This window comes from Streptomyces sp. NBC_01341 (genome assembly GCF_035946055.1).
In the GTDB taxonomy this organism is placed as follows: domain Bacteria; phylum Actinomycetota; class Actinomycetes; order Streptomycetales; family Streptomycetaceae; genus Streptomyces.
Map to the genome: position 1 here is coordinate 3,619,362 of NZ_CP108364.1, position 19,064 is coordinate 3,638,425.

Annotated in this window: 21 protein-coding genes and 1 tRNA gene; 20 read left to right on the forward strand and 2 right to left on the reverse strand. The window is 70.5% G+C overall.

What is annotated here, in order from left to right; all coding sequences use genetic code 11:
• Positions 1-170 precede the first annotated feature (170 nt).
• From OG206_RS15885 to OG206_RS15910, 6 genes are all read left to right on the forward strand, one after another.
• A complete protein-coding gene (locus OG206_RS15885) occupies positions 171-599 on the forward strand; it encodes a YciI family protein (protein ID WP_327116518.1) in 429 nt (142 codons plus the stop codon).
• Positions 600-609: 10 nt separating this feature from the next.
• Positions 610-1,866, forward strand: coding sequence for an RNA polymerase sigma factor (locus OG206_RS15890; protein WP_327116520.1), 1,257 nt, complete (start codon positions 610-612; stop codon positions 1,864-1,866).
• 94 nt (positions 1,867-1,960) lie between these two features.
• On the forward strand, positions 1,961-2,572 hold the full coding sequence (locus OG206_RS15895) for an HhH-GPD-type base excision DNA repair protein (RefSeq protein WP_327116522.1): 612 nt from the start codon (positions 1,961-1,963) through the stop codon (positions 2,570-2,572).
• 173 nt (positions 2,573-2,745) lie between these two features.
• Entirely contained in the window at positions 2,746-4,269 is a 1,524-nt protein-coding gene (locus OG206_RS15900) for a M28 family metallopeptidase (RefSeq protein ID WP_327122291.1), read from the forward strand.
• 184 nt (positions 4,270-4,453) lie between these two features.
• Entirely contained in the window at positions 4,454-4,750 is a 297-nt protein-coding gene (locus tag OG206_RS15905; protein WP_003955420.1) for a type II toxin-antitoxin system VapB family antitoxin, read from the forward strand.
• Between the two features lie 142 nt (positions 4,751-4,892).
• A complete protein-coding gene (locus tag OG206_RS15910; protein ID WP_327122292.1) occupies positions 4,893-5,489 on the forward strand; it encodes a LytR C-terminal domain-containing protein in 597 nt (198 codons plus the stop codon).
• 42 nt (positions 5,490-5,531) lie between these two features.
• Here OG206_RS15910 and upp read toward each other — a convergent pair whose 3' ends face one another.
• On the reverse strand, positions 5,532-6,167 hold the full coding sequence (gene upp / locus OG206_RS15915) for a uracil phosphoribosyltransferase (protein WP_073750868.1): 636 nt from the start codon (positions 6,165-6,167) through the stop codon (positions 5,532-5,534).
• 115 nt (positions 6,168-6,282) lie between these two features.
• Between upp and OG206_RS15920 the strand changes: the two genes are divergently transcribed.
• From OG206_RS15920 to OG206_RS15965, 10 genes are all read left to right on the forward strand, one after another.
• A complete protein-coding gene (locus OG206_RS15920) occupies positions 6,283-6,519 on the forward strand; it encodes a hypothetical protein (protein WP_327116535.1) in 237 nt (78 codons plus the stop codon).
• Between the two features lie 217 nt (positions 6,520-6,736).
• Positions 6,737-7,297 (forward strand): tRNA adenosine deaminase-associated protein, encoded by a 561-nt coding sequence (locus OG206_RS15925; protein ID WP_327122293.1) that lies wholly within the window; start codon positions 6,737-6,739, stop codon positions 7,295-7,297.
• An 81-nt stretch (positions 7,298-7,378) separates the two neighbouring features.
• Positions 7,379-7,807, forward strand: coding sequence for a tRNA adenosine(34) deaminase TadA (gene tadA / locus OG206_RS15930; protein WP_327116537.1), 429 nt, complete (start codon positions 7,379-7,381; stop codon positions 7,805-7,807).
• A gap of 79 nt (positions 7,808-7,886) precedes the next feature.
• A tRNA-Ser gene (locus tag OG206_RS15935) sits at positions 7,887-7,971 on the forward strand.
• A 296-nt stretch (positions 7,972-8,267) separates the two neighbouring features.
• Complete coding sequence (locus tag OG206_RS15940; protein ID WP_327116539.1) at positions 8,268-8,906, forward strand: TetR/AcrR family transcriptional regulator; 639 nt, start codon at positions 8,268-8,270, stop codon at positions 8,904-8,906.
• Positions 8,907-8,997: 91 nt separating this feature from the next.
• Entirely contained in the window at positions 8,998-10,617 is a 1,620-nt protein-coding gene (locus OG206_RS15945; protein WP_327122294.1) for an MDR family MFS transporter, read from the forward strand.
• 392 nt (positions 10,618-11,009) lie between these two features.
• Positions 11,010-11,174 (forward strand): hypothetical protein, encoded by a 165-nt coding sequence (locus OG206_RS15950; protein WP_167344453.1) that lies wholly within the window; start codon positions 11,010-11,012, stop codon positions 11,172-11,174.
• A 10-nt stretch (positions 11,175-11,184) separates the two neighbouring features.
• A complete protein-coding gene (locus OG206_RS15955; RefSeq protein WP_327116541.1) occupies positions 11,185-11,478 on the forward strand; it encodes a Dabb family protein in 294 nt (97 codons plus the stop codon).
• A gap of 186 nt (positions 11,479-11,664) precedes the next feature.
• Entirely contained in the window at positions 11,665-12,522 is an 858-nt protein-coding gene (locus OG206_RS15960; protein WP_327116543.1) for an RNA polymerase sigma factor SigF, read from the forward strand.
• A 234-nt stretch (positions 12,523-12,756) separates the two neighbouring features.
• Positions 12,757-13,623 carry an RNA polymerase sigma factor SigF gene (locus tag OG206_RS15965; protein WP_327116545.1) on the forward strand — a complete coding sequence of 289 codons (867 nt, stop codon included), beginning with the start codon at positions 12,757-12,759 and terminating at the stop codon, positions 13,621-13,623.
• Positions 13,624-13,932: 309 nt separating this feature from the next.
• On the opposite strand, the gene OG206_RS15970 is transcribed toward OG206_RS15965, so the two are convergent.
• Entirely contained in the window at positions 13,933-14,148 is a 216-nt protein-coding gene (locus OG206_RS15970; protein ID WP_327116547.1) for a hypothetical protein, read from the reverse strand.
• A gap of 325 nt (positions 14,149-14,473) precedes the next feature.
• Here OG206_RS15970 and OG206_RS15975 point away from each other — a divergent pair, with 325 nt between their 5' ends.
• The 4 genes from OG206_RS15975 (at position 14,474) to OG206_RS15990 (ending at position 19,062) form a co-directional block, all read left to right on the forward strand.
• The gene (locus OG206_RS15975; protein ID WP_327116549.1) at positions 14,474-14,986 is read left to right on the forward strand and encodes a MarR family winged helix-turn-helix transcriptional regulator; all 513 of its coding nucleotides are present in this window, start codon (positions 14,474-14,476) and stop codon (positions 14,984-14,986) included.
• A gap of 23 nt (positions 14,987-15,009) precedes the next feature.
• Positions 15,010-17,493, forward strand: coding sequence for an MFS transporter (locus OG206_RS15980; RefSeq protein ID WP_327116551.1), 2,484 nt, complete (start codon positions 15,010-15,012; stop codon positions 17,491-17,493).
• Positions 17,494-17,675: 182 nt separating this feature from the next.
• Positions 17,676-18,491 carry a YceI family protein gene (locus OG206_RS15985; RefSeq protein WP_327116553.1) on the forward strand — a complete coding sequence of 272 codons (816 nt, stop codon included), beginning with the start codon at positions 17,676-17,678 and terminating at the stop codon, positions 18,489-18,491.
• 97 nt (positions 18,492-18,588) lie between these two features.
• Positions 18,589-19,062, forward strand: a complete 474-nt coding sequence (locus OG206_RS15990; RefSeq protein WP_327116555.1) for a PPOX class F420-dependent oxidoreductase — start codon at positions 18,589-18,591, stop codon at positions 19,060-19,062.
• The last annotated feature ends 2 nt before the right edge of the window (positions 19,063-19,064 follow it).

A 19,064-nucleotide genomic window follows, 5' to 3' on the forward strand; every position in this document is an offset into this window, starting at 1 on the left:
CGGGGTTCGTCGGACAACGCAGCCGAACTCTACGGGGGCCGTCTCAGGCCCTGCGCGGCGGAGTGATTCCGGGGAATCGCCCGCGTGGTGTCGAGATCCCCCGGCCGGCTCCGACGTCACCTGTGAGAGCCGCCCACGAGGGGCGGTGGAGCGGATCCGAGGAGCACACCATGAAGTACCTCGTGATGGTTCAGGGCTCGCAGGCGGACTACGAGGCGATGGGCGGCAAGGCGTCGGCCGACAGCCCGGCCTGGAGCGAGAAGGATCTGAAGGCGATGTTCGCCTTCATGGAGGACGTCAACAACGATCTTGCCGAGTCCGGCGAGATGGTGGACGGCAACGGCCTGGCCGCGCCCGCCAGGACCCGTTCCGTGCTTCCGGGCCCGGACGGCAGGCCGGTGATCACGGACGGACCGTACGGAGAGACCAAGGAACTGCTCGCCGGGTACTGGGTGCTCGACTGCGAGAGCCTGGACAGGGTGACCGAGATCGCCGCCCGCATCGCGCTCTGCCCGCAGCCCGAGGGCGCCCCCGTGTACCCGGTGGTGATCCGGCCGATCATGGACGACGGCGGCGAGCTCCTGTCCGCCACCGGCTGAGAGGTGTCGGGTGGACCACGGCCCGAGCGGCACGGAGGACCTGCTGCGCCGGTGCGCGCCGCAGGTCCTCGGAGCGCTCGTACGCAGGTACGGGCACTTCGACACGGCCGAGGACGCCGTACAGGAGGCGCTGCTCGACGCGTCCCGGACGTGGCCGTCCCGGGGGGTGCCCGGCAATCCGCGCGGCTGGCTCATCAGGACGGCCTCCCGGCGGCTGACCGACCAGCTGCGCAGCGACTCGGCGCGCCACCGGCGCGAGGAGAGGGCCGCCGCGCTCACACCCCGGGACGCCTTCACCGCGGCGCCGCCGGGGGAGGACCGGGCGCCGTCCGACGACGACACCCTGACCCTGCTCTTCCTCTGCTGCCACCCCGTGCTGTCCCCCGCCGCGCAGGTCGCGCTGACCCTGCGCGCCGTGGGCGGCCTGACCACGGCCGAGATCGCGCGCGCCCATCTGGTGCCCGAGGCGACGATGGCCCAGCGGATCAGCAGGGCCAAGCGGAAGGTGCGCGGGGTGCCGTTCCGGCAGCCGGGGCCCGACGACCGGGACGCGCGGCTCGCGGCGGTGCTCCAGGTGCTCTACCTGATCTTCAACGAGGGGTACACCGCGACATCGGGCAGCACCCTTCACCGCGCGGACCTGGCCCGCGAGGCGATCCGGCTGACCCGGGCGGTGCGCGCTCTGCTGCCCAGGGACGGCGCGGTGACCGGACTGCTGGCCCTGATGGTGCTCACCGAGGCCCGCGGCGCCGCCCGCACCGGACCCCACGGCGAGCTGGTCCCGCTGGACGAGCAGGACCGCTCCCGCTGGGACCGGGACGCCGTCGGCGAGGGCACCGCCCTGGTCGAGGAGGCCCTGGCCGAGGGTCCGGCCGGGCCGTACCAGCTGCAGGCCGCGATCGCCGCGCTGCACGACGAGGCCGACCGCGCCGAGGACACCGACTGGCCGCAGATCCTCGCCCTGTACGACCTCCTGGTGGCTCTGGCCCCCGAACCGATGGCGGAGCTGGGCCGGGCGGTCGCCCTCGCCATGGTCCGGGGCCCCCGGGCGGGCCTGACGGCCGTGGCGGCGCTGGAGGACCGGCTCGCCGGCCATCACCGGCTGGACGCCGTGCGGGCCCATCTGCTGGAGAGGGCCGGGGACCGGGAGGCCGCGCGGACGGCGTACCGGCGGGCCGCGGACCGCACGCTCAGCGAACCCGAGGCACGGTACCTGCGGATGCGCGCGTCCCGGCTGCCGCCGCCCGGCGGTGACGGCACCCGGTAGATAAGGCCCGGCACCCGGCGGCGGTCCGGGCATCCGGCCCCCGGGGCGCGGCACCGACTCGCCGATCCCGGCCACTCTCGCGATCATCGAATACATGACCAAGAGCGACAGCGGCGGAGCCCGCACCGTGCGTATCGCCCAGCAGCCCGACGCGGACGCGCTGCTGGCCCGCAGTCCGCTGGCGGCCCTCGTCGGCATGCTGCTGGACCAGCAGGTGCCGATGGAGTGGGCCTTCACCGGCCCCCTCACCCTGGCCCGGCGCATGGGCGGAGACGACCTGGACGCCGGGGCGATCGCCGGATACGACCCCGAGGCCTTCACCGGGCTGTTCACCGGGAAACCCGCCCTGCACCGCTATCCGGGCTCGATGGCCAAACGGGTGCAGCAGCTCTGCCAGTACCTGGTGGCCGAGTACGACGGGCGCGCCGAAGCGGTCTGGGAGGACGCCCCCACCGGTGCGGACCTGCTGAAACGGCTCAAAGCGCTGCCCGGCTTCGGCACCCAGAAGGCACAGATCTTCCTGGCCCTGCTGGGCAAGCAGTTCGGCGTACGACCGGCGGGCTGGAGGGAGGCCGCCGGAGCGTACGGCGAGCAGGGTGCGCACCGTTCGGTCGCCGACATCACCGGGCCGGAATCCCTCGGCGAGGTACGGGCGTACAAGCAGCAGGCGAAGGCAGCGGCCAAAGCGGCCGGGAAATCCGGATGATCACCATCGGGCCGGGCGGACCAGCGGGAACCGGCCCCCGGTCGACCGGTAACAGGCCATGCGCGGGACCGGGAACCGTCTCACCTGTTCACAGGAACCGGCCGGCTCGCTAGTTTTCCTGCACATCCGTTCACACCGGAAGGACTCCTGTGCACGCAACTCGTCGCAGAGCCATGGCTGTTGTGGCCGCCACCGCCCTGGCCACACCGCTCCTCCTCGCCGTGTCCCCTCACCACGGGCACCCCTCGCACGACCCGGCCAGGGAAGCCGCCAAGCTCTCGCGGAAGCTGGTCGAGCGCTCGTCGGCCAAGGACGCGTTCCGGCACCTGGAACGCTTCCAGGCCATAGCCGAATCGGCGGACGGCCATCGCGCGGCCGGCTCGCTCGGCCACGACGCCTCCGCCGCCTACGTCTACCGGCTGCTCCAGAAGGCCGGGTACCGGGTCGGCTACCAGGCCTTCGACTTCGTCTACACCGAGACCCTCGCCGAGAAGCTCTCCGTGGTCTCCCCCACGCCCCGTGACATCGGCATCAAGGCGATGACCTACACCCGCTCCACGCCCGAGGGCGGCATCACCGCGGCCCTCACCGCCGTCCCGGTCGACGACACCACCGGCTGCGAGGCCGCCGACTACGCCGGGGCGGCGTTCACCGGCAGGATCGCCCTCATCAAGCGGGGCGGCTGCTCGTTCGCCCAGAAGCAGGAGGCGGCCTCCGTGGCGGGCGCGGCCGGCGCGGTGATCTACAACAACACCGAAGGAGTCCTCTCCGGCACCCTGGGCGACGTGGCTTCGGGGAAGATACCCACCGGCGGTCTCACCCTGGCCGAGGGCGAGAAGCTCGTCGCCGACCTGGCCAAGGGCGAGGTGAAGGTCTCGTTCGAGATCCGTCAGCTCCAGGAGGAGCGCACGACCCGTAACGTCGTCGCCGAGACACGCGGCGGCAACGCCGCGAAGACGGTCATGCTCGGCGCCCACCTCGACTCGGTCACCGACGGCCCCGGCATCAACGACAACGGCTCCGGCTCGGCGGGCCTCCTCGAAGTCGCCCTGGAACTCGCCAAGACGCACCGCGACCCCGCCAACAAGGTGCGCTTCGCCTGGTGGTCGGCCGAGGAGAACGGGCTGCTGGGCTCGGAGGCCTACGTCGCGAAGCTCTCCGAGGCGCAGCGCGAGAAGATCGCGCTCTACCTCAACTTCGACATGATCGCGTCCCCGAACGGTGCGCAGTTCGTCTTCGACGGTGACGACTCCGACGGCGCGGGCGAAGGCCCCGGCCCCGAGGGCTCCGCCCAACTGGAGCGCGACATCAACGACTTCCTGGACCGGAAGGACAAGCCGCACACCGGCACGGACTTCACCGGGCGCTCCGACTACGGGCCGTTCATCGAGGCCGGCATCCCGTCCGGCGGCACCGACACCGGTGCCGAGGGCATCAAGACGGCAGCCCAGGCCGAGACGTTCGGCGGGACCGCGGGCATCGCGTACGACCCCTGCTACCACGCGGCCTGCGACGACCTCGACAACATCGACATGGGCCACTTCGACACCAACATCGACGTGATCGCCAACGCCGTGGGCACCTACGCCCACGACCTGCGCTCCCTGACCCGCCCCGCCCCCGCGGCACCCGCCTCCGCCGAGCCCGGCGACGGCGGAGGTCTCCGCGAGGGCCACGCACACGGTGTCACCGAGTAGCGAAAACCGGACCCCCGGCCGCGGGCGGCGAGCCACGCTCACCGCCCGCGGCGTGACACACCGGGACGGCACCGGAAAGCCGACGGGCCGTGCGCCGTATTCGGCCGAATGGCCGCCCTATGCCCGGCATCGCAGTCCCGTCCCGTGGCTGCGCCCGGAGGCCCCGGCCCGGTAGGCTTTCCGTGTGATCTTCAAGCGCATCGGAAATGGGCGGCCATATCCCGACCACGGCCGGGAAAGCACCCGGCAGTGGGCGGATGTCGCGCCGCGCCCGGTCCGCCTGGACCAACTGGTGACCACCAAGGGCCAGCTGGACCTCGAAACCCTGCTCGCCGAGGACTCCACGTTCTACGGCGACCTGTTCGCCCACGTCGTGAAGTGGCAGGGCGACCTCTACCTCGAGGACGGACTGCACCGCGCCGTGCGCGCCGCGCTGCAGCAGCGCCAGGTGCTGCACGCCCGCGTCCTCGAACTGGGCTGACCACGCCACTCCCACCCGTGGAGCATTTCGGCGCCTTTCGGGTGCTTTTATGCTCGGACGGGTGCCATAGGTTGATCGTTTAGTAGGCATCATCACCGGGTCGCACTACGCTGCGCCCATGAGCATGCTGACCCCTCCCGGCATGGGCGGAAAGTACCGCATCACGGGTAACACCTATCCCCGTATGCGCCGCCCCCGTCATCGCCGCAAGCTGGTTCTCTCGACGGCCGCGGCCGCGGTGGCCCTCGGCCTGGCCGGTTGGGGCACTCTCCAGATCGTCGACGTCTTCACCGGCGGCGACGGGCGGGCGAACGCGGCGTCCCACCCGCGGGCCTGTCCCTCCCCGAAGGCCTCGACGCAGGCGAAGGTGCTCCCGAAACCGGCCGCGATCAAGGTCAACATCTACAACGCGACGCCGCGCAGCGGACTGGCCAAGGCCGCGGCCGACGAGCTGAAGAAGCGCGGCTTCGTCATCGGCAAGGTCGACAACGCCCCCGCCGCGTACGACAAGAAGGTGCCCGGCACCGGGATGCTGCTCGGCGGCCCGACCGCCATGAACGGCTCGTTCCCCGTGCTCGCCACCCAGCTGCCCGGTGCCACGCAGAAGACCGACACCCGCAGCACGGCGGACATCGATCTGATCATCGGCACGAAGTTCAAGACCTTCAGCACCCCCGCGGCGGCGGCCACGGCGCTCGTGGCCCTGACGAAGCCGGCCCCGGCGCCGTCCTCCTGCTGAGAGTCCAGGAGGCCCGGGCGCCGGGAGGCACCGCGTCCGGGGTCAGTCGACCGTGCCGTACATCCGGTCACCGGCGTCACCGAGGCCCGGCACGATGTAGCCGTTCTCGTTGAGCCGCTCGTCGACCGAGGCCGTGACCACCGTGACCGGGGTACCGGCCAGCTCGCGCTCCATCACCTCGACGCCCTCGGGCGCCGCGAGCAGGACGACCGCCGTCACGTCGTCGGCACCGCGCTTGATCAGTTCCCGGATGGCCGCGACGAGCGTGCCGCCGGTGGCCAGCATCGGGTCGAGGACGTAGACCTGACGGCCGGAAAGGTCCTCGGGCATCCGCGTGGCGTACGTCTCCGCCTGGAGCGTCTCCTCGTTGCGGATCATGCCCAGGAAGCCGACCTCGGCGGTCGGGAGCAGCCGCACCATGCCGTCCAGCATCCCGAGACCCGCGCGCAGGATCGGCACGACCAGGGGACGCGGGTGGGACAGCTTCACACCGGTCGTGGGCGTCACCGGGGTCTCGATGTCGACCTGCTCGGTCCGCACATCCCTGGTGGCCTCGTACGCGAGGAGGGTGACCAGCTCGTCGGCGAGCCGCCGGAAGGTCGGGGAGTCGGTGCGCTTGTCGCGCAGTGTGGTGAGTTTGTGTGCCACCAGCGGGTGGTCGACGACGTGGATCCGCATGCCGTCAACAGTAGCCGGGCCCCGGACCGGCTTTCCGCCAGTCCGCGCTGGCATCAACCACCTGTTCGGGGGGAAGGTGGGGGCATACGGACCCAGGCTTGGGGTGGTGTGTCGATTGCCCGACGGGGAGCAGCGGAACCAGCGGCGGACCGGACGCGACGCGCGCGACCTGCCCGACGCGCAGGAGAGCGTGGCGGACGCGCAGGAGAGTGACGCTGCCCGTCGGAGGCGCAGGGCCCAGTTCCTGCGGGAGCTCCACGAGGCGAAGCAGTTGCGTGACCGTGTCCAGCCGCGCAGAGCCCGTGCGGCCCGTATGCGGCAACAGATGCGGATGCGTACGTTCCGCTGGTGAGGTCCGCTCCGGGGCCTGTCCGGGCCCGCTGGAAGGACCCCGCGGGAGACCGCCCGCCGGCCCCTCCCCCAGGAACTGATGGCCGACGCAACGGTCGAAGAGGTCTCGCATCGCGCTCGTTTCTGCCACGATGCCGATTGGGCGGGGCCCAGAGCAGCCGGACCACCGGCTGCCCTCCCGTCGGACCGATTCGCCTATGACCAGTGGGAGAGTCCCGGTGTACTTCGCCGCACTGCTCGCGCGCACCGAAGACGGGTGGGAAGCGAGCGATACAGAGCTCGACGATGTGGAAACCCTGTCCGACCTGACGGATCTGGCCCGTGAGGCCTCGGTGGACGAGGACACCGTCCTCGTCTACATCGAGCAGGAGGACGCCTGGTTCGGCATCCTCCGGGTGGACGGTGAGGAGGACCCCCGTATCTACGTCTCGGACGCGTCCGCCGCCGCCCGCTCCTCGTACGGGGAGATCCTGCTCACCGACGAACTCCTCGGCCGCGAACCAGGGGCCGAGGACGAGATCGCCGCACTGGAAGAGCTCGTCGACCTCGACGGCACGGAGGACGGCGAGCCCGACGAGGCCGAGGACGGCGACGACGACGTCACGGCCTCCGACCTGGACCACGACCCCGACGCCGTGCCGGCGGGGCCACTCGGGGAACTCGGGGTGCTCGCCGACCTCGGGCTGTCCGAGAAGGGACTGCTGACCCTGCGCACCGACGCGCTGGCGGAGATCGCGGACGCGCTGGGGGCGGCCGAGGTCCTGGAGGCCGTCCGTTAGGGTCCGCGGGTGAACGCGCCACCACCCGATCCCTCCTCACCGCCTCCGCCCGATCCCGTACGGGATCCGTGGAAGGCACCCATGCGCCATGCCCTGGACGAGGCCGCGCAGGCGGCGTCGGCCGGCGATGTGCCGGTCGGCGCCGTCGTCCTCGGCCCGGACGGCGCCCTGCTCGCCACCGGTCACAACGAGCGTGAGGCGACCGGCGACCCGACGGCACACGCCGAAGTGCTGGCCCTGCGCCGAGCCGCCGCCGTGCTCGGCGCGTGGCGGCTGACCGGCTGCACCCTGGTGGTCACCCTGGAGCCGTGCACCATGTGCGCGGGCGCGCTCGTCCAGTCCCGTGTCGCCCGGGTGGTCTACGGCGCGCGCGACGAGAAGGCCGGCGCCGCCGGTTCGCTCTGGGACGTCGTACGCGACCGAAGGCTCAACCACCGCCCCGAGGTGATCCACGGCGTCCTGGAGGACGTCTGCGCGGGGCAGTTGACCGCCTTCTTCCGGGACCGCTGACCGGCCCGCACCACCACTGCGCACTGCCTCCGCGAAACCGATTTCGAACCAGGGCCCGGGATGGTCTAAGCTCTCTCTCGGTAGCGTGTCCGAGCGGCCGAAGGAGCTCGCCTCGAAAGCGAGTGTGGGGAAACTCACCGAGGGTTCAAATCCCTCCGCTACCGCAGATGAATGAAGGGACCGACCCGCTTGGGTCGGTCCCTTCTCTGCGTCTCGCATGCCACCGCTGCCCAACTCGGCGATCCGGCCACCGGCTGACGGGTGCCCGCAAGCATGACCGAACGGCACCGGGGCGAGAAGACCGCGAGCGGGGAAGAGTCACGCCCGGAGGCCGTCCGGCCCCGCAGATGCCGCTCCATCCGGGCCGGCCCCTTCCCCGCATCCGCAACCCTCCCGAGGACTCGAGGGCGGCGTGCACCGTTCGGGGAATAATTTTGCACGTTGTGCATCTTTGCCTACGATGCACGTTGTGCCGAAGACGACGACCTCCGAACCCGGGCTCCGGGAGCGCAAGAAGCAGGCCACGCGCCACGCCCTCGCGGAAGCCGCCGTCCGCCTCGCCGCCGAGCACGGCGTGGAGAACGTCACCGTCGAGGCCATCAGTGAGGCAGCCGGTGTGTCACCCCGGACCTTCTTCAACTACTTCCCGAGCCACGACGACGCGTTCGTCCTCGTCGACGACGAGATCGGCGAACGGATCAGGGACTACGTGCGGAACGCCCCGGCCTGCCGTGCGCCGCTCGACGTCGTACGCGAGGCCCTTGTCGCCGAACTCGGCGGCTTCGAGGACCGCCAGGAGCTGTGGACCCTGCAGTCCAAGGTGCTCCAGCGGTCGCCGCACCTCATCCAGCGCGGCCTGAAGGCCCACGTGGCGGAGGAGCGGGCACTCGCCGCCGCCATCACCGACTGGCTGGACGCCTCGGGCACCACGGCACCCCGGGGCGCCGGGCTCTTCCCCCGGCTGCTCGCCGCCGTCACCCAGACCGCGCTGCGGGTCGCCCTCGAGCACTGGTGCGAGCACCCCGAGGGGACCGTGCTGACGGACTCCTTCCAGGAGGTCTTCGCTCACCTCGCACGAGGCCTCCCGCGACCGGAGTAGTCCCCCTCCGCATCCACCGAACCTGTTCAGACCCGCATCGAAGAAGGACCCCGTGACCGCAACAGAGGCACCCGGACAGGTGCCCACCTCCATGTCCAACCGGCAGATACTGCAGGCCATGTCCGGCCTGATGGCAGGCATGTTCGTCGCCATCCTCGCGGGCACGGTCGTGGCCAACGCCCTGCCCCGCATCATCGCCGACCTCGGCGCGAGCCAGTCCTCCTACACCTGGGTCGTGACCTCCGAGCTGCTCGCGATGACGGCCACCGTGCCGCTCTGGGGCAAGCTCGCCGACCTCTTCAACCAGAAACTGCTGCTCCAGCTCTCGCTCGGCCTGTTCGTGGTCGGCTCCCTGGTCGCCGGCTTCTCCCAGGAAGTCGGCACCCTGATCGTCAGCCGGGTCATCCAGGGCGTCGGCGCCGGTGGCCTGACGGCCCTGGCCCAGATCGTGATGGCGGCGATCATCCCGCCGCGCAGGCTCGGCAAGTACGCGGGCATCTTCGGCGCGGTCTTCGCGGTCGGCACCGTCGCGGGGCCCCTGATCGGCGGCGTCCTCGTCGACACGTCGTGGCTCGGCTGGCGCTGGTGCTTCTTCGTCGGCGTGCCGTTCGCGCTGGCCGGGATCGTGCTGCTGCAGCGCACCCTGAAGCTGCCGACCGTGCGCCGCCAGGTCCGGATCGACTGGCTCGGTGCCTTCCTGATCGTCGCGGGCGTCTGCGCACTGCTGATCTGGTCGTCCCTCGCGGGCAGCACCTTCGACTGGGCGTCCTGGCAGACCGCCGCGCTGGTGGCCACCGGCGTGGTGCTGCTCTCCGCGGCGGTCTTCGTCGAGTCCAGGGCCGCCGAGCCGATCATCCCGCTGGACATCTTCCGCAACCGCACGGTGACGCTCACGACCCTGGCGAGCTTCTTCGTCGGTATCGCGATGTTCGCCGGGACCGTGTTCCTCTCCCAGTACTTCCAGATCTCGCTGGGCAAGTCCCCGACGGTCGCGGGGCTCATGAGCCTTCCGCTGATCGGCGGACTCCTGGTGTCCTCGACCGTGGCCGGGCAGATCATCTCGGCGACCGGCAAGTGGAAGATCTACCTGATCGCGGGTGCCGTGGTCATGACGGCGGGCCTCGGTCTGCTCTCGACCATCGACGCCGACACCCACTTCGGCCTGCTCAGCGTCTACATGGCGTTCATGGGCATCGGCGTCGGGATGCTGATGCAGAACCTCGTCCTCGCGGCGCAGAACGACGTGCCCGCACACGAACTGGGTGCGGCCACCTCCGTGCTGTCCTTCTTCCGCAGCCTCGGCGGCACCGTCGGGACCAGCGTGCTCGGCGCGGTCCTCGCCAACCGGGTGGCGGACGAGATCTCAAGGGGCCTCACGGAGAAGGGCATACCGGTGGCCGGTGGCGGCCACGGCAGTGCGGTGCCCGACATGACCAAGCTGCCCGAGCCTATGAAGGACATCGTCGAGCACGCCTACGGGATCGCGACGGGCGACCTCTTCCTCGTCGCCACCCCGTTCGCCTTCCTCGGCCTCCTCGCGGTCCTCTTCATCAAGGAGAAGCCCCTCAAGACGACGAGCGGCATGGAACGCCTGGCGACCGAGGACACGGCCGCCGCCGGCCCAGCGGTCACCGTGCCGGGCCCGCGCAGTGGTGAGCCCGCGGTCACCCCGGACGGCACCGCCGGAGCGGTCGGCCTCCGGAAGGACTGACCCGCACCCGGCGGACGTACGGCGAAGGGCCCGGCGCTGCGCCGGGCCCTTCGTGTGTCGCCGGGTAACAGGTCGGGGGAAGCGGCATCGGGGGGACAAGCCGCTTCCCCCGATGAGAACGGGGACCAGGATCCTCACCGCGGTCGGGGGCGTCACGCGGTGGGGACCTCAGGGAGGTCCCGTTCCTCGGCCCGCACATTCCTGCTCAACCGGCGGGCCTGCGTTCCATCCTCCTCCCCTTCGTACACCCCATCCGGGGGCAAAGGACCCGATTCGACCAGTCTTTGGTCCCTAAAAGGCGTATCAGTGATCGGAAACGACCAACGGATACGCCCATACGTGCGGCTACAATCTCCCGACTGCACAGGTGATCGAAGGGGAGAGGCAGGGCTGTGGTGCAAGCGAAGAAGATCGCGCTCTACTTGATTGTGGTCTTCGTGCTGTACACGATCATCACGTCCCCGGAACGTGCCGCCGACCTTGTGCAAGTGGGGTTCGAGGGCATTTCCAGTGCCGCTCAGGGCGTCGGAGACTTCATGTCCGAGCTCGTGAAGTAGGAGAACCCCCATGATCCGCCACCTGGTCCTGTTCAAGCTGAACGAGGGCGTCGAGCGCGAGGACCCCAGGGTCGTCGCCGGAGCCGAGGCGTTCCGGGAGCTCGGCGGGCAGATCCCGGAGCTGGAGTTCTGGGAGTGCGCCTGGAACATCACCGACCGGCCGATCGCCTACGACTTCGCCATCAACTCGGCCGTCGCGGACGAGGACGCGCTCAAGCGGTACGTCGGACATCCGGCGCACCAGGCCGCCGCCGGTCAGTGGGCCGCGTTCGCCACTTGGGTGATCGCCGACTACCCCTTCTGACACGCTCAGGAATCAGGCACGCGAGGCCCCTCCCTTTCAGGAGAGGGGCTTTTCGCCATGTTTAAACCAAAACGCACTCAACACGACTCTATGCGGTGCTTGCACACAGTGGACATGTCTTGTGATGCTATGACCGCTTTTGACGGATGAGTTGACCGTAGTTGACCGCAAAGGGGTGGCGACACCGTGCCGGCCAGTACAGCGCCTCAAGTCCCGCCCCAGAACGTCCAGACGGACGACATCCAGACCGAGACCCCCGACCCCACCACGCCCGCCAGGACCCGGGGCGCGGACACCCGGGCACTCACCCAGGTGCTCTTCGGGCGCTTCAAGGACCTCGAACCGGGCACTCCGGAGCACCACCGGGTGCGCACCGCGCTGATCGAGGCGAACCTGCCGCTCGTGCGCTACGCGGCGGCCCGCTTCCGCAGCAGGAACGAGCCGATGGAGGACGTCGTCCAGGTCGGCACCATCGGCCTGATCAACGCCATCGACCGCTTCGACCCGGAACGGGGCGTCCAGTTCCCGACGTTCGCCATGCCCACCGTGGTCGGCGAGATCAAGCGCTACTTCCGCGACAACGTACGGACCGTGCACGTGCCGCGCCGGCTGCACGAGCTCTGGGTCCAGGTCACCGGCGCCACCGAGGATCTGACGACCGCTCACGGCCGCTCGCCGACCACGGCCGAGATCGCCGACCGGCTGAAGATCTCCGAGGAGGAGGTCCTCGCCTGCATCGAGGCGGGCCGGTCCTACCACGCGACCTCGCTGGAGGCGGCCCAGGAGGGCGACGGGCTGCCCGGCCTCCTGGACCGGCTCGGCTACGAGGACCCCGCCCTGGCCGGGGTCGAACACCGTGACCTGGTCCGCCACCTGCTGGTCCAGCTGCCCGAGCGCGAGCAGCGGATCCTGCTCCTCCGCTACTACAACAACCTGACGCAGTCGCAGATCAGCGCCGAACTCGGCGTCTCCCAGATGCACGTGTCAAGGCTTCTGGCCCGAAGCTTCGCCCGCCTGCGATCCGCAAACAGGATCGAGGCGTAGCTGGAACGGGTAGACCGGAGAAAGATCGATTCCGCAGGCGTAAAAGCCCCACACCCCCTGTTTCCTGCGCACTTTCGCCGCTGACTTGTCGACATGTCACTACAGCGTGTTGCCGACATGTGACATTCTGCTCGAACCGCGTTTGCCGCAGCCCTACCTCCGGTATTCAGGTGGAGGCTGCGTTCCTCCGATGGTCGTGGCCACCGCGACCGTCCGCGACCTCAAGGGGGTGGCATGTCCGCAGAACAGGGCAGCTCGAAGGTGCTCACGCTCACGAAGAGCGTGCCGGCACCTCCCGTGCTCACCAGCTCGCCGGAAGCCATCGACACCCGCACCCTGTCCCGCTCCCTGTTCCTGCGGCTCGCCGCGCTGGGTCCCGCCTCGGGCCCCGACGGAACGGACAGCCCGGAGCGGGCCTATGTGCGGGACACACTCATCGAGCTCAACCTCCCGCTCGTGCGGTACGCGGCGGCGCGGTTCCGGAGCCGTAACGAACCCATGGAGGACATCGTCCAGGTCGGCACGATCGGCCTGATCAAGGCGATCGACCGCTTCGACTGCGAACGGGGCGTGGAATTCCCGACGTTCGCGATGCCGACGGTCGTGGGGGAGATCAAGCGCTTCTTCCGCGACACCTCGTGGTCGGTGCGGGTGCCCCGCAGGCTCCAGGAGCTGCGCCTCGCCCTCACCAAGACCAGCGACGAGCTCGCCCAGAAGCTCGACCGCTCGCCGACCGTGCCGGAACTCGCCAAGGCCCTCGGGGTGTCCGAGGAGGACGTCGTCGACGGCCTGGCCGTCGGCAACGCCTACACGGCGTCCTCGCTGGACTCCCCCTCCCCCGAGGACGACGGCGGCGAGGGCTCGCTCGCCGACCGCCTCGGCTACGAGGACGCGGCACTGGAGGGCGTCGAGTACCGCGAGTCCCTCAAGCCGCTGCTCGCGAAGCTCGCGCCGCGCGAGCGCCAGATCATCATGCTGCGGTTCTTCGCCAACATGACGCAGTCGCAGATCGGCGAGGAGGTCGGCATCTCGCAGATGCACGTCTCACGGCTGCTGACCCGGACACTCGCCCAGCTCAGGGAAGGGCTCGTCGCCGACTGACCACCGGCGGGCCGACGCGTGACGGTTCACGGCCGCCGGGGCACCACGCTCCTCGCCCCGGCGGCCTCCCCGCGCCCGAAGCCCCTGCACGCCCACCCGGCCCCACGGGAAAGCGAGTTCGGCATGCGCCGGCAGCCCCGCGCGCCCGCCCGGCACACCGGGGCGGCACGGCCACGAGAACGCAGCCGCTCCCGCACCGGCGAGCGGGGCGGGAGCGGCTGTGTGAGAAGAGGGCGCGCACGGCGGGTCCTCCGGCGTCCCGGGAACCGGGCAGTGCGGAGGGCCGGCGGTGCCGGGGACGGAGTCCGGTCAGCCGAGCGCGAGCCAGGCGACCGCACCGAGGACGACGATGACCGCCACGACGACCGCGATCATCCCGGTCTTCGGGCCGGACGAGGTGGCGGCAGGCTGCTGCCTGCCCTGCGGCTCGCCGTCGTCGACGAACGCGCGGAACATCTGCGTGCTGCCCGCCGGGTCGTGAGTGCCCTCGGGGCCCGGCTGCGGGGCGTGGGGGTTATGTGCCATGGCCCAGGACCCTAGCGAACGCAGGCCTTTCGCCCAACCCCCGGGGCCGGGGCGGGTGATACCCCTGCTTCGCGCCCACGGCCCCTTCACCCTTTGGCCAGGGGGCTGCGCGTCACACCCCCGGACCGCGAACGGCCGGGGCCTGTGACGAGGAACACATCCGACGCGGACCACCCCCGTGTGCGCTGGGAGCTTGACCTGCCCCCTGCACGGGCTTTTGTCTTCCTTTACTTATGCAAGGCTCATTTCGTTTGCCTGCGGCAACCATCCGCTTCTATCGTTGCCCTAAGCAACAAGATGTCCCTGCGAGATGCATGGAGGGCCAGTGGCGGCACGGAGCCAGTACGAAGAACTGGCCCGGCAGCTCAGCGCCGTCGGAGCCGTCAAACGGGGGCTCGCCCGCATCCTGCCCGCCGAGTGTCCTGGTGGCTCGGCCACCGTGCTGACCCTGCTGGCGAGGTACGGCGAGATGCGGATCACCCGGCTGGCCGAGCTCTTGGCCGTGAACATGTCCGTGACCAGCAGACATGTGACCCACGCGGTGGAGAACGGCTGGATCGAACGGTCTCCGGACCCGGCGGACAAGCGGTCCCGCATCCTGCGGCTGACCCCCGCCGGGCACGAGCTGCTCGACGAGCTGACACGGCGGACGACCGAAATCTTCGCCCACCACCTCATCGACTGGTCCGACGAAGAGGTCGGCCGGCTGAACACGTTGCTGTCCCGGCTGCGCGACAGCTTCTCCTGCCGCGGCTCCGGGGGATGCGCCCCCGGGAGGCACAGCGGCGACTGCCGTACCGGGCACCCGGCCGAGTCGCACACCCGTACACCCGTGTAACAGAAGCAAAGAGAAGGAAACAAATGGCTACGACCACACCATCCGGTGTGCGGGGCGGCCACGCCAAGCACGGGGCCGTAGAGGCCCCCACAGGCACGCCGATGACACACCGGCAGATCATGGAAGCGCTGACCGGGCTGCTGCTCGGCATGTTCGTCGCGATCCTGTCGTCGACGGTCGTCTCCAACGCCCTGCCCGAGATCATCTCCGACCTCGGCGGCGGCCAGAGCGCCTACACCTGGGTCGTGACGGCCGCGCTGCTGTCCATGACCGCCACCACCCCGCTGTGGGGCAAGCTCTCCGACCTGTTCAGCAAGAAGCTGCTGGTCCAGATAGCACTGCTCATCTACGTCGGCGGCTCGGTGGTGGCCGGTCTGTCGACGAGCAGCGGCATGCTCATCGCCTGCCGTGTCGTACAGGGCATCGGCGTCGGCGGCCTCTCCGCCCTCGCCCAGATCGTGATGGCCGCGATGATCTCCCCGCGCGAGCGCGGGCGTTACAGCGGCTACCTCGGCGCGGTCTTCGCCGTCGCCACGGTGGGCGGCCCGCTGCTCGGCGGTGTCATCACCGACACCAGCTGGCTGGGCTGGCGCTGGTGCTTCTACGTGGGTGTGCCGTTCGCGATCATCGCCCTCTTCGTGCTGCAGAAGACCCTGAAGCTCCCCGTGGTCAAGCGCGAGGTCAAGGTCGACTGGTCCGGCGCGTTCTTCATCAGCGCCGCGGTCTCACTGCTCCTGCTCTGGGTGACCTTCGCGGGCGACAAGTACGACTGGGTCTCCTGGCAGACCTGGACGATGCTGGGCGGCACCGTCGCCCTCATCGGGATCTTCCTGCTCATCGAGTCGAAGGCCAGCGAGCCGATCATCCCGCTGCGCCTCTTCCGCAACCGCACGATCACGCTGGCCTCCGTCGCCTCGCTGTTCGTCGGTACCGCGATGTTCGCCGGCACCGTCTTCTTCAGCCAGTACTTCCAGCTGGCGCGGGGCAAGTCGCCGACGATGTCAGGCGTCATGACCATCCCGATGATCGCCGGTCTCTTCCTGTCCTCGACCATCTCGGGTCAGGTCATCACCAAGACGGGCCGCTGGAAGGCCTGGCTGGTCAGCGGCGGCTTCCTCGTCACCGCCGGCCTCGGGCTGCTCGGCACGATCCGCTACGACACCGAGTACTGGCACATCGCGATCTTCATGTTCGTCATGGGCCTCGGCATCGGCATGATGATGCAGAACCTGGTGCTCGCCACGCAGAACCAGGTGGCCCCGGCCGACCTGGGCGCGGCCAGCTCCGTCGTCACCTTCTTCCGTTCCCTCGGTGGTGCGATCGGTGTCTCGGCGCTCGGTGCCGTCCTCGCCAACCGCGTCACCAGGTACGTCAAGGACGGTCTCGCCGACCTCGGTCCCGAAGGCGCCGCGATGGGCCACGGCGGAACGGGCGGCGGAGGCATCCCCGACCTGGACAAGCTCCCCGCACCGTTCCGTACGGTCGTGGAGGCCGCCTACGGTCACGGTGTCGGTGACGTCTTCCTGTACGCCGCACCGGCCGCGCTCGTGGCCTTCGTGCTGACCCTCTTCATCAAGGAGGTCGCGCTGAAGACGAGGGCCGGCAACGACAAGCCCGACGAGGCTGCGGACGCGCCGGAGGCCGTGGAGGCCGCCCTCGTGCCGGCCACCCGGGAAACGGCCGCGCTCCCCCTGACCGACGCTCCGGTCGCGGTGACCACCACCACCGAGCTGACGGTCCAGGGCACCCCCGTACGCGGTGTGGTGCGCGGCGCGGAGGGCGCGCCGGTCCCCCGGGCCGCCGTCACGCTGATCTCGCTGGGCGGCCGCCAGCTCGGGCGCTCCGTCGCCCAGCCCGACGGCAGCTACGTCCTGGACGCACCGGGCTCCGGTTCGTACGTCCTCATCGCGTCCGCCGACGGCTTCCAGCCCCAGGCGTCCACCGTGGTCGTCGGCGACGAAGCCGTCTCCTACGACATCCTCCTCGCCGGCACGAGCGGTCTCTCCGGGTCCGTGCGGACCGCCGAGGGCGGCACTCCTGTCCAGGGCGCCATGGTCGTCGTGACCGACGTGCGCGGCGACGTGCTGGCCACGGGCGTCTCGGGCGACGCGGGTGAGTTCACCTTCGGTGAGCTGATCCCCGGCTCGGTGACCGTCGCCGTCACGGCCGCGGGCTTCCGTCCGCTGGCCCTGCCGGTGGACATCGGCGGCCAGGGCGTCACCCGGGTCGACGCCGCCCTGCGCTCCGGTGCGCTGGTGCGCGGTGTCGTCAGGGCCGGCTCCGGCCGCGCGCCCCTGAACGACGCCCGCGTCACGCTCATCGACGCGGCGGGCAACGTCGTCGCCACATCGACGACCGGGGAGGACGGCGTGTACGCCTTCACCGACCTGGACGCCGGCGAGTACTCCGTGATCGCGACCGGCTACCCGCCGGTGGCCGGTGCGCTGACCGTGGCCGGCAACGGCGTCGACGGCCACGACATCGAGCTCGCCCACCCGGGCGCGTAATACACGGAAGATCCACAAAGACCCCTGGCGGAACAGCACTTCGAGCGGAGAGGCTGAGCCGCCGGCGGAAAAGGGCCTCGTGGCGGGACCGGCAGGCAGGGGACGGCCTGCCGGTCCCGCCCGGGGCCCGACTCATCCGAGTCGCTGCCTCACCAGTGATTTGAGCAAGGAGAGAAAACGGGATGGGACTTCGCGCACAGGTACGGACACGGGACGGCTGGGCGGTCCAGCACGCGGTCGTCACGGTGACCGACATGACGGGCACCCAGGTGCTCCGGGCCGCCGCCGACGAGAACGGGGCCGTCCGCACCGAAGACCTCCTGCCCGCCGGTGCGTACACGGTGATCGTCACGGCGGTCGGTTACGCTCCCGCCGCGTCCACCGCACTCGTCACGGCGAGCGGCCGCGTGGAGGCGGGCAGTGTGGTGCTGGCCCGGCAGGGCGGCGTGGAACTGCCGCCGCCGGGCACCTGGTCGCTGGACCCGGTGCACTCCTCGGTGGCCGCGGTCGCCCAGCACCTGGGGATCTCCAGCGTGCACGGCAGGTTCACCGAGTTCGGCGGGCGCATCGAGATCGCCGAGGACGTCCAGCGCTCCCGGGTCGACGCCTACATCGCCTCCACCAGCATCGACACGGGCAACGCCATGCGGGACAAGCACCTTCGCTCGGCGGACTTCCTGGACGTGGAGGTCTTCCCCGAGATCACCTACCGGTCCCGCGCGCTGACCCCCGCGGGTCCCGACCGCTGGACCGTGAACGGCGTGCTGACGATGCACGGCGTCGCCCGCGACATCGATCTGGACCTCAGCTACCTGGGCACCGGACCCGACCCGTGGGGCGGCGTGCGGGCCGCCTTCCACGCGACGGCGGAACTGCGCCGCGACGACTTCGCCATGAACTACAACCAGGTGCTGCAGGCGGGGATCTCCGCGATCGGCACGACCCTGCGCGTCGAACTCGACATCCAGGCGGTCCAGGGCGAGTCCGTCCCGGCGTAGGACCTGCCGGACGGCCGAGGGTCCTTCCGCCGGTCCCGCCCCGATACGGCACCGGGCGCACGGCGGGACCGTGCGGACACGGCCTAGGGTTGGCCGTATGGCACCGAACATCGCGACCAACACCGCCGTGGAACTCGCGGACCTGCTGGACTTCGTGCGCCCCAGGCACCGGGCGATCCTGCTGACCACCCGGGCCGACGGCCGTCCCCAGGGGTCGCCGCTCACCTGCGGCGTCGACGACGAGGGCCGGATCGTCGTCTCGACCTACCCCGAACGGGCCAAGACCCGCAACGCCAAGCGCGACGACCGGGTGAGCGTCATCGTCCTGTCGGACGACTGGAACGGCCCGTGGGTCCAGATCGACGGCTCGGCCGAGGTGATCGACTCACCGGACTCGGTCGAACCCCTCGTCGAGTACTTCCGGAACATCTCGGGGGAACACCCGGACTGGGACGAGTACCGCGCGGCGATGGTCAGGCAGGGGAAGTCCATCATCCGGATCACCCCGGAGCGCTGGGGCCCCGTCGCCACCGGGGGTTTCCCCGCCCACCTGGCCGGCGGCGGCAGCTGACC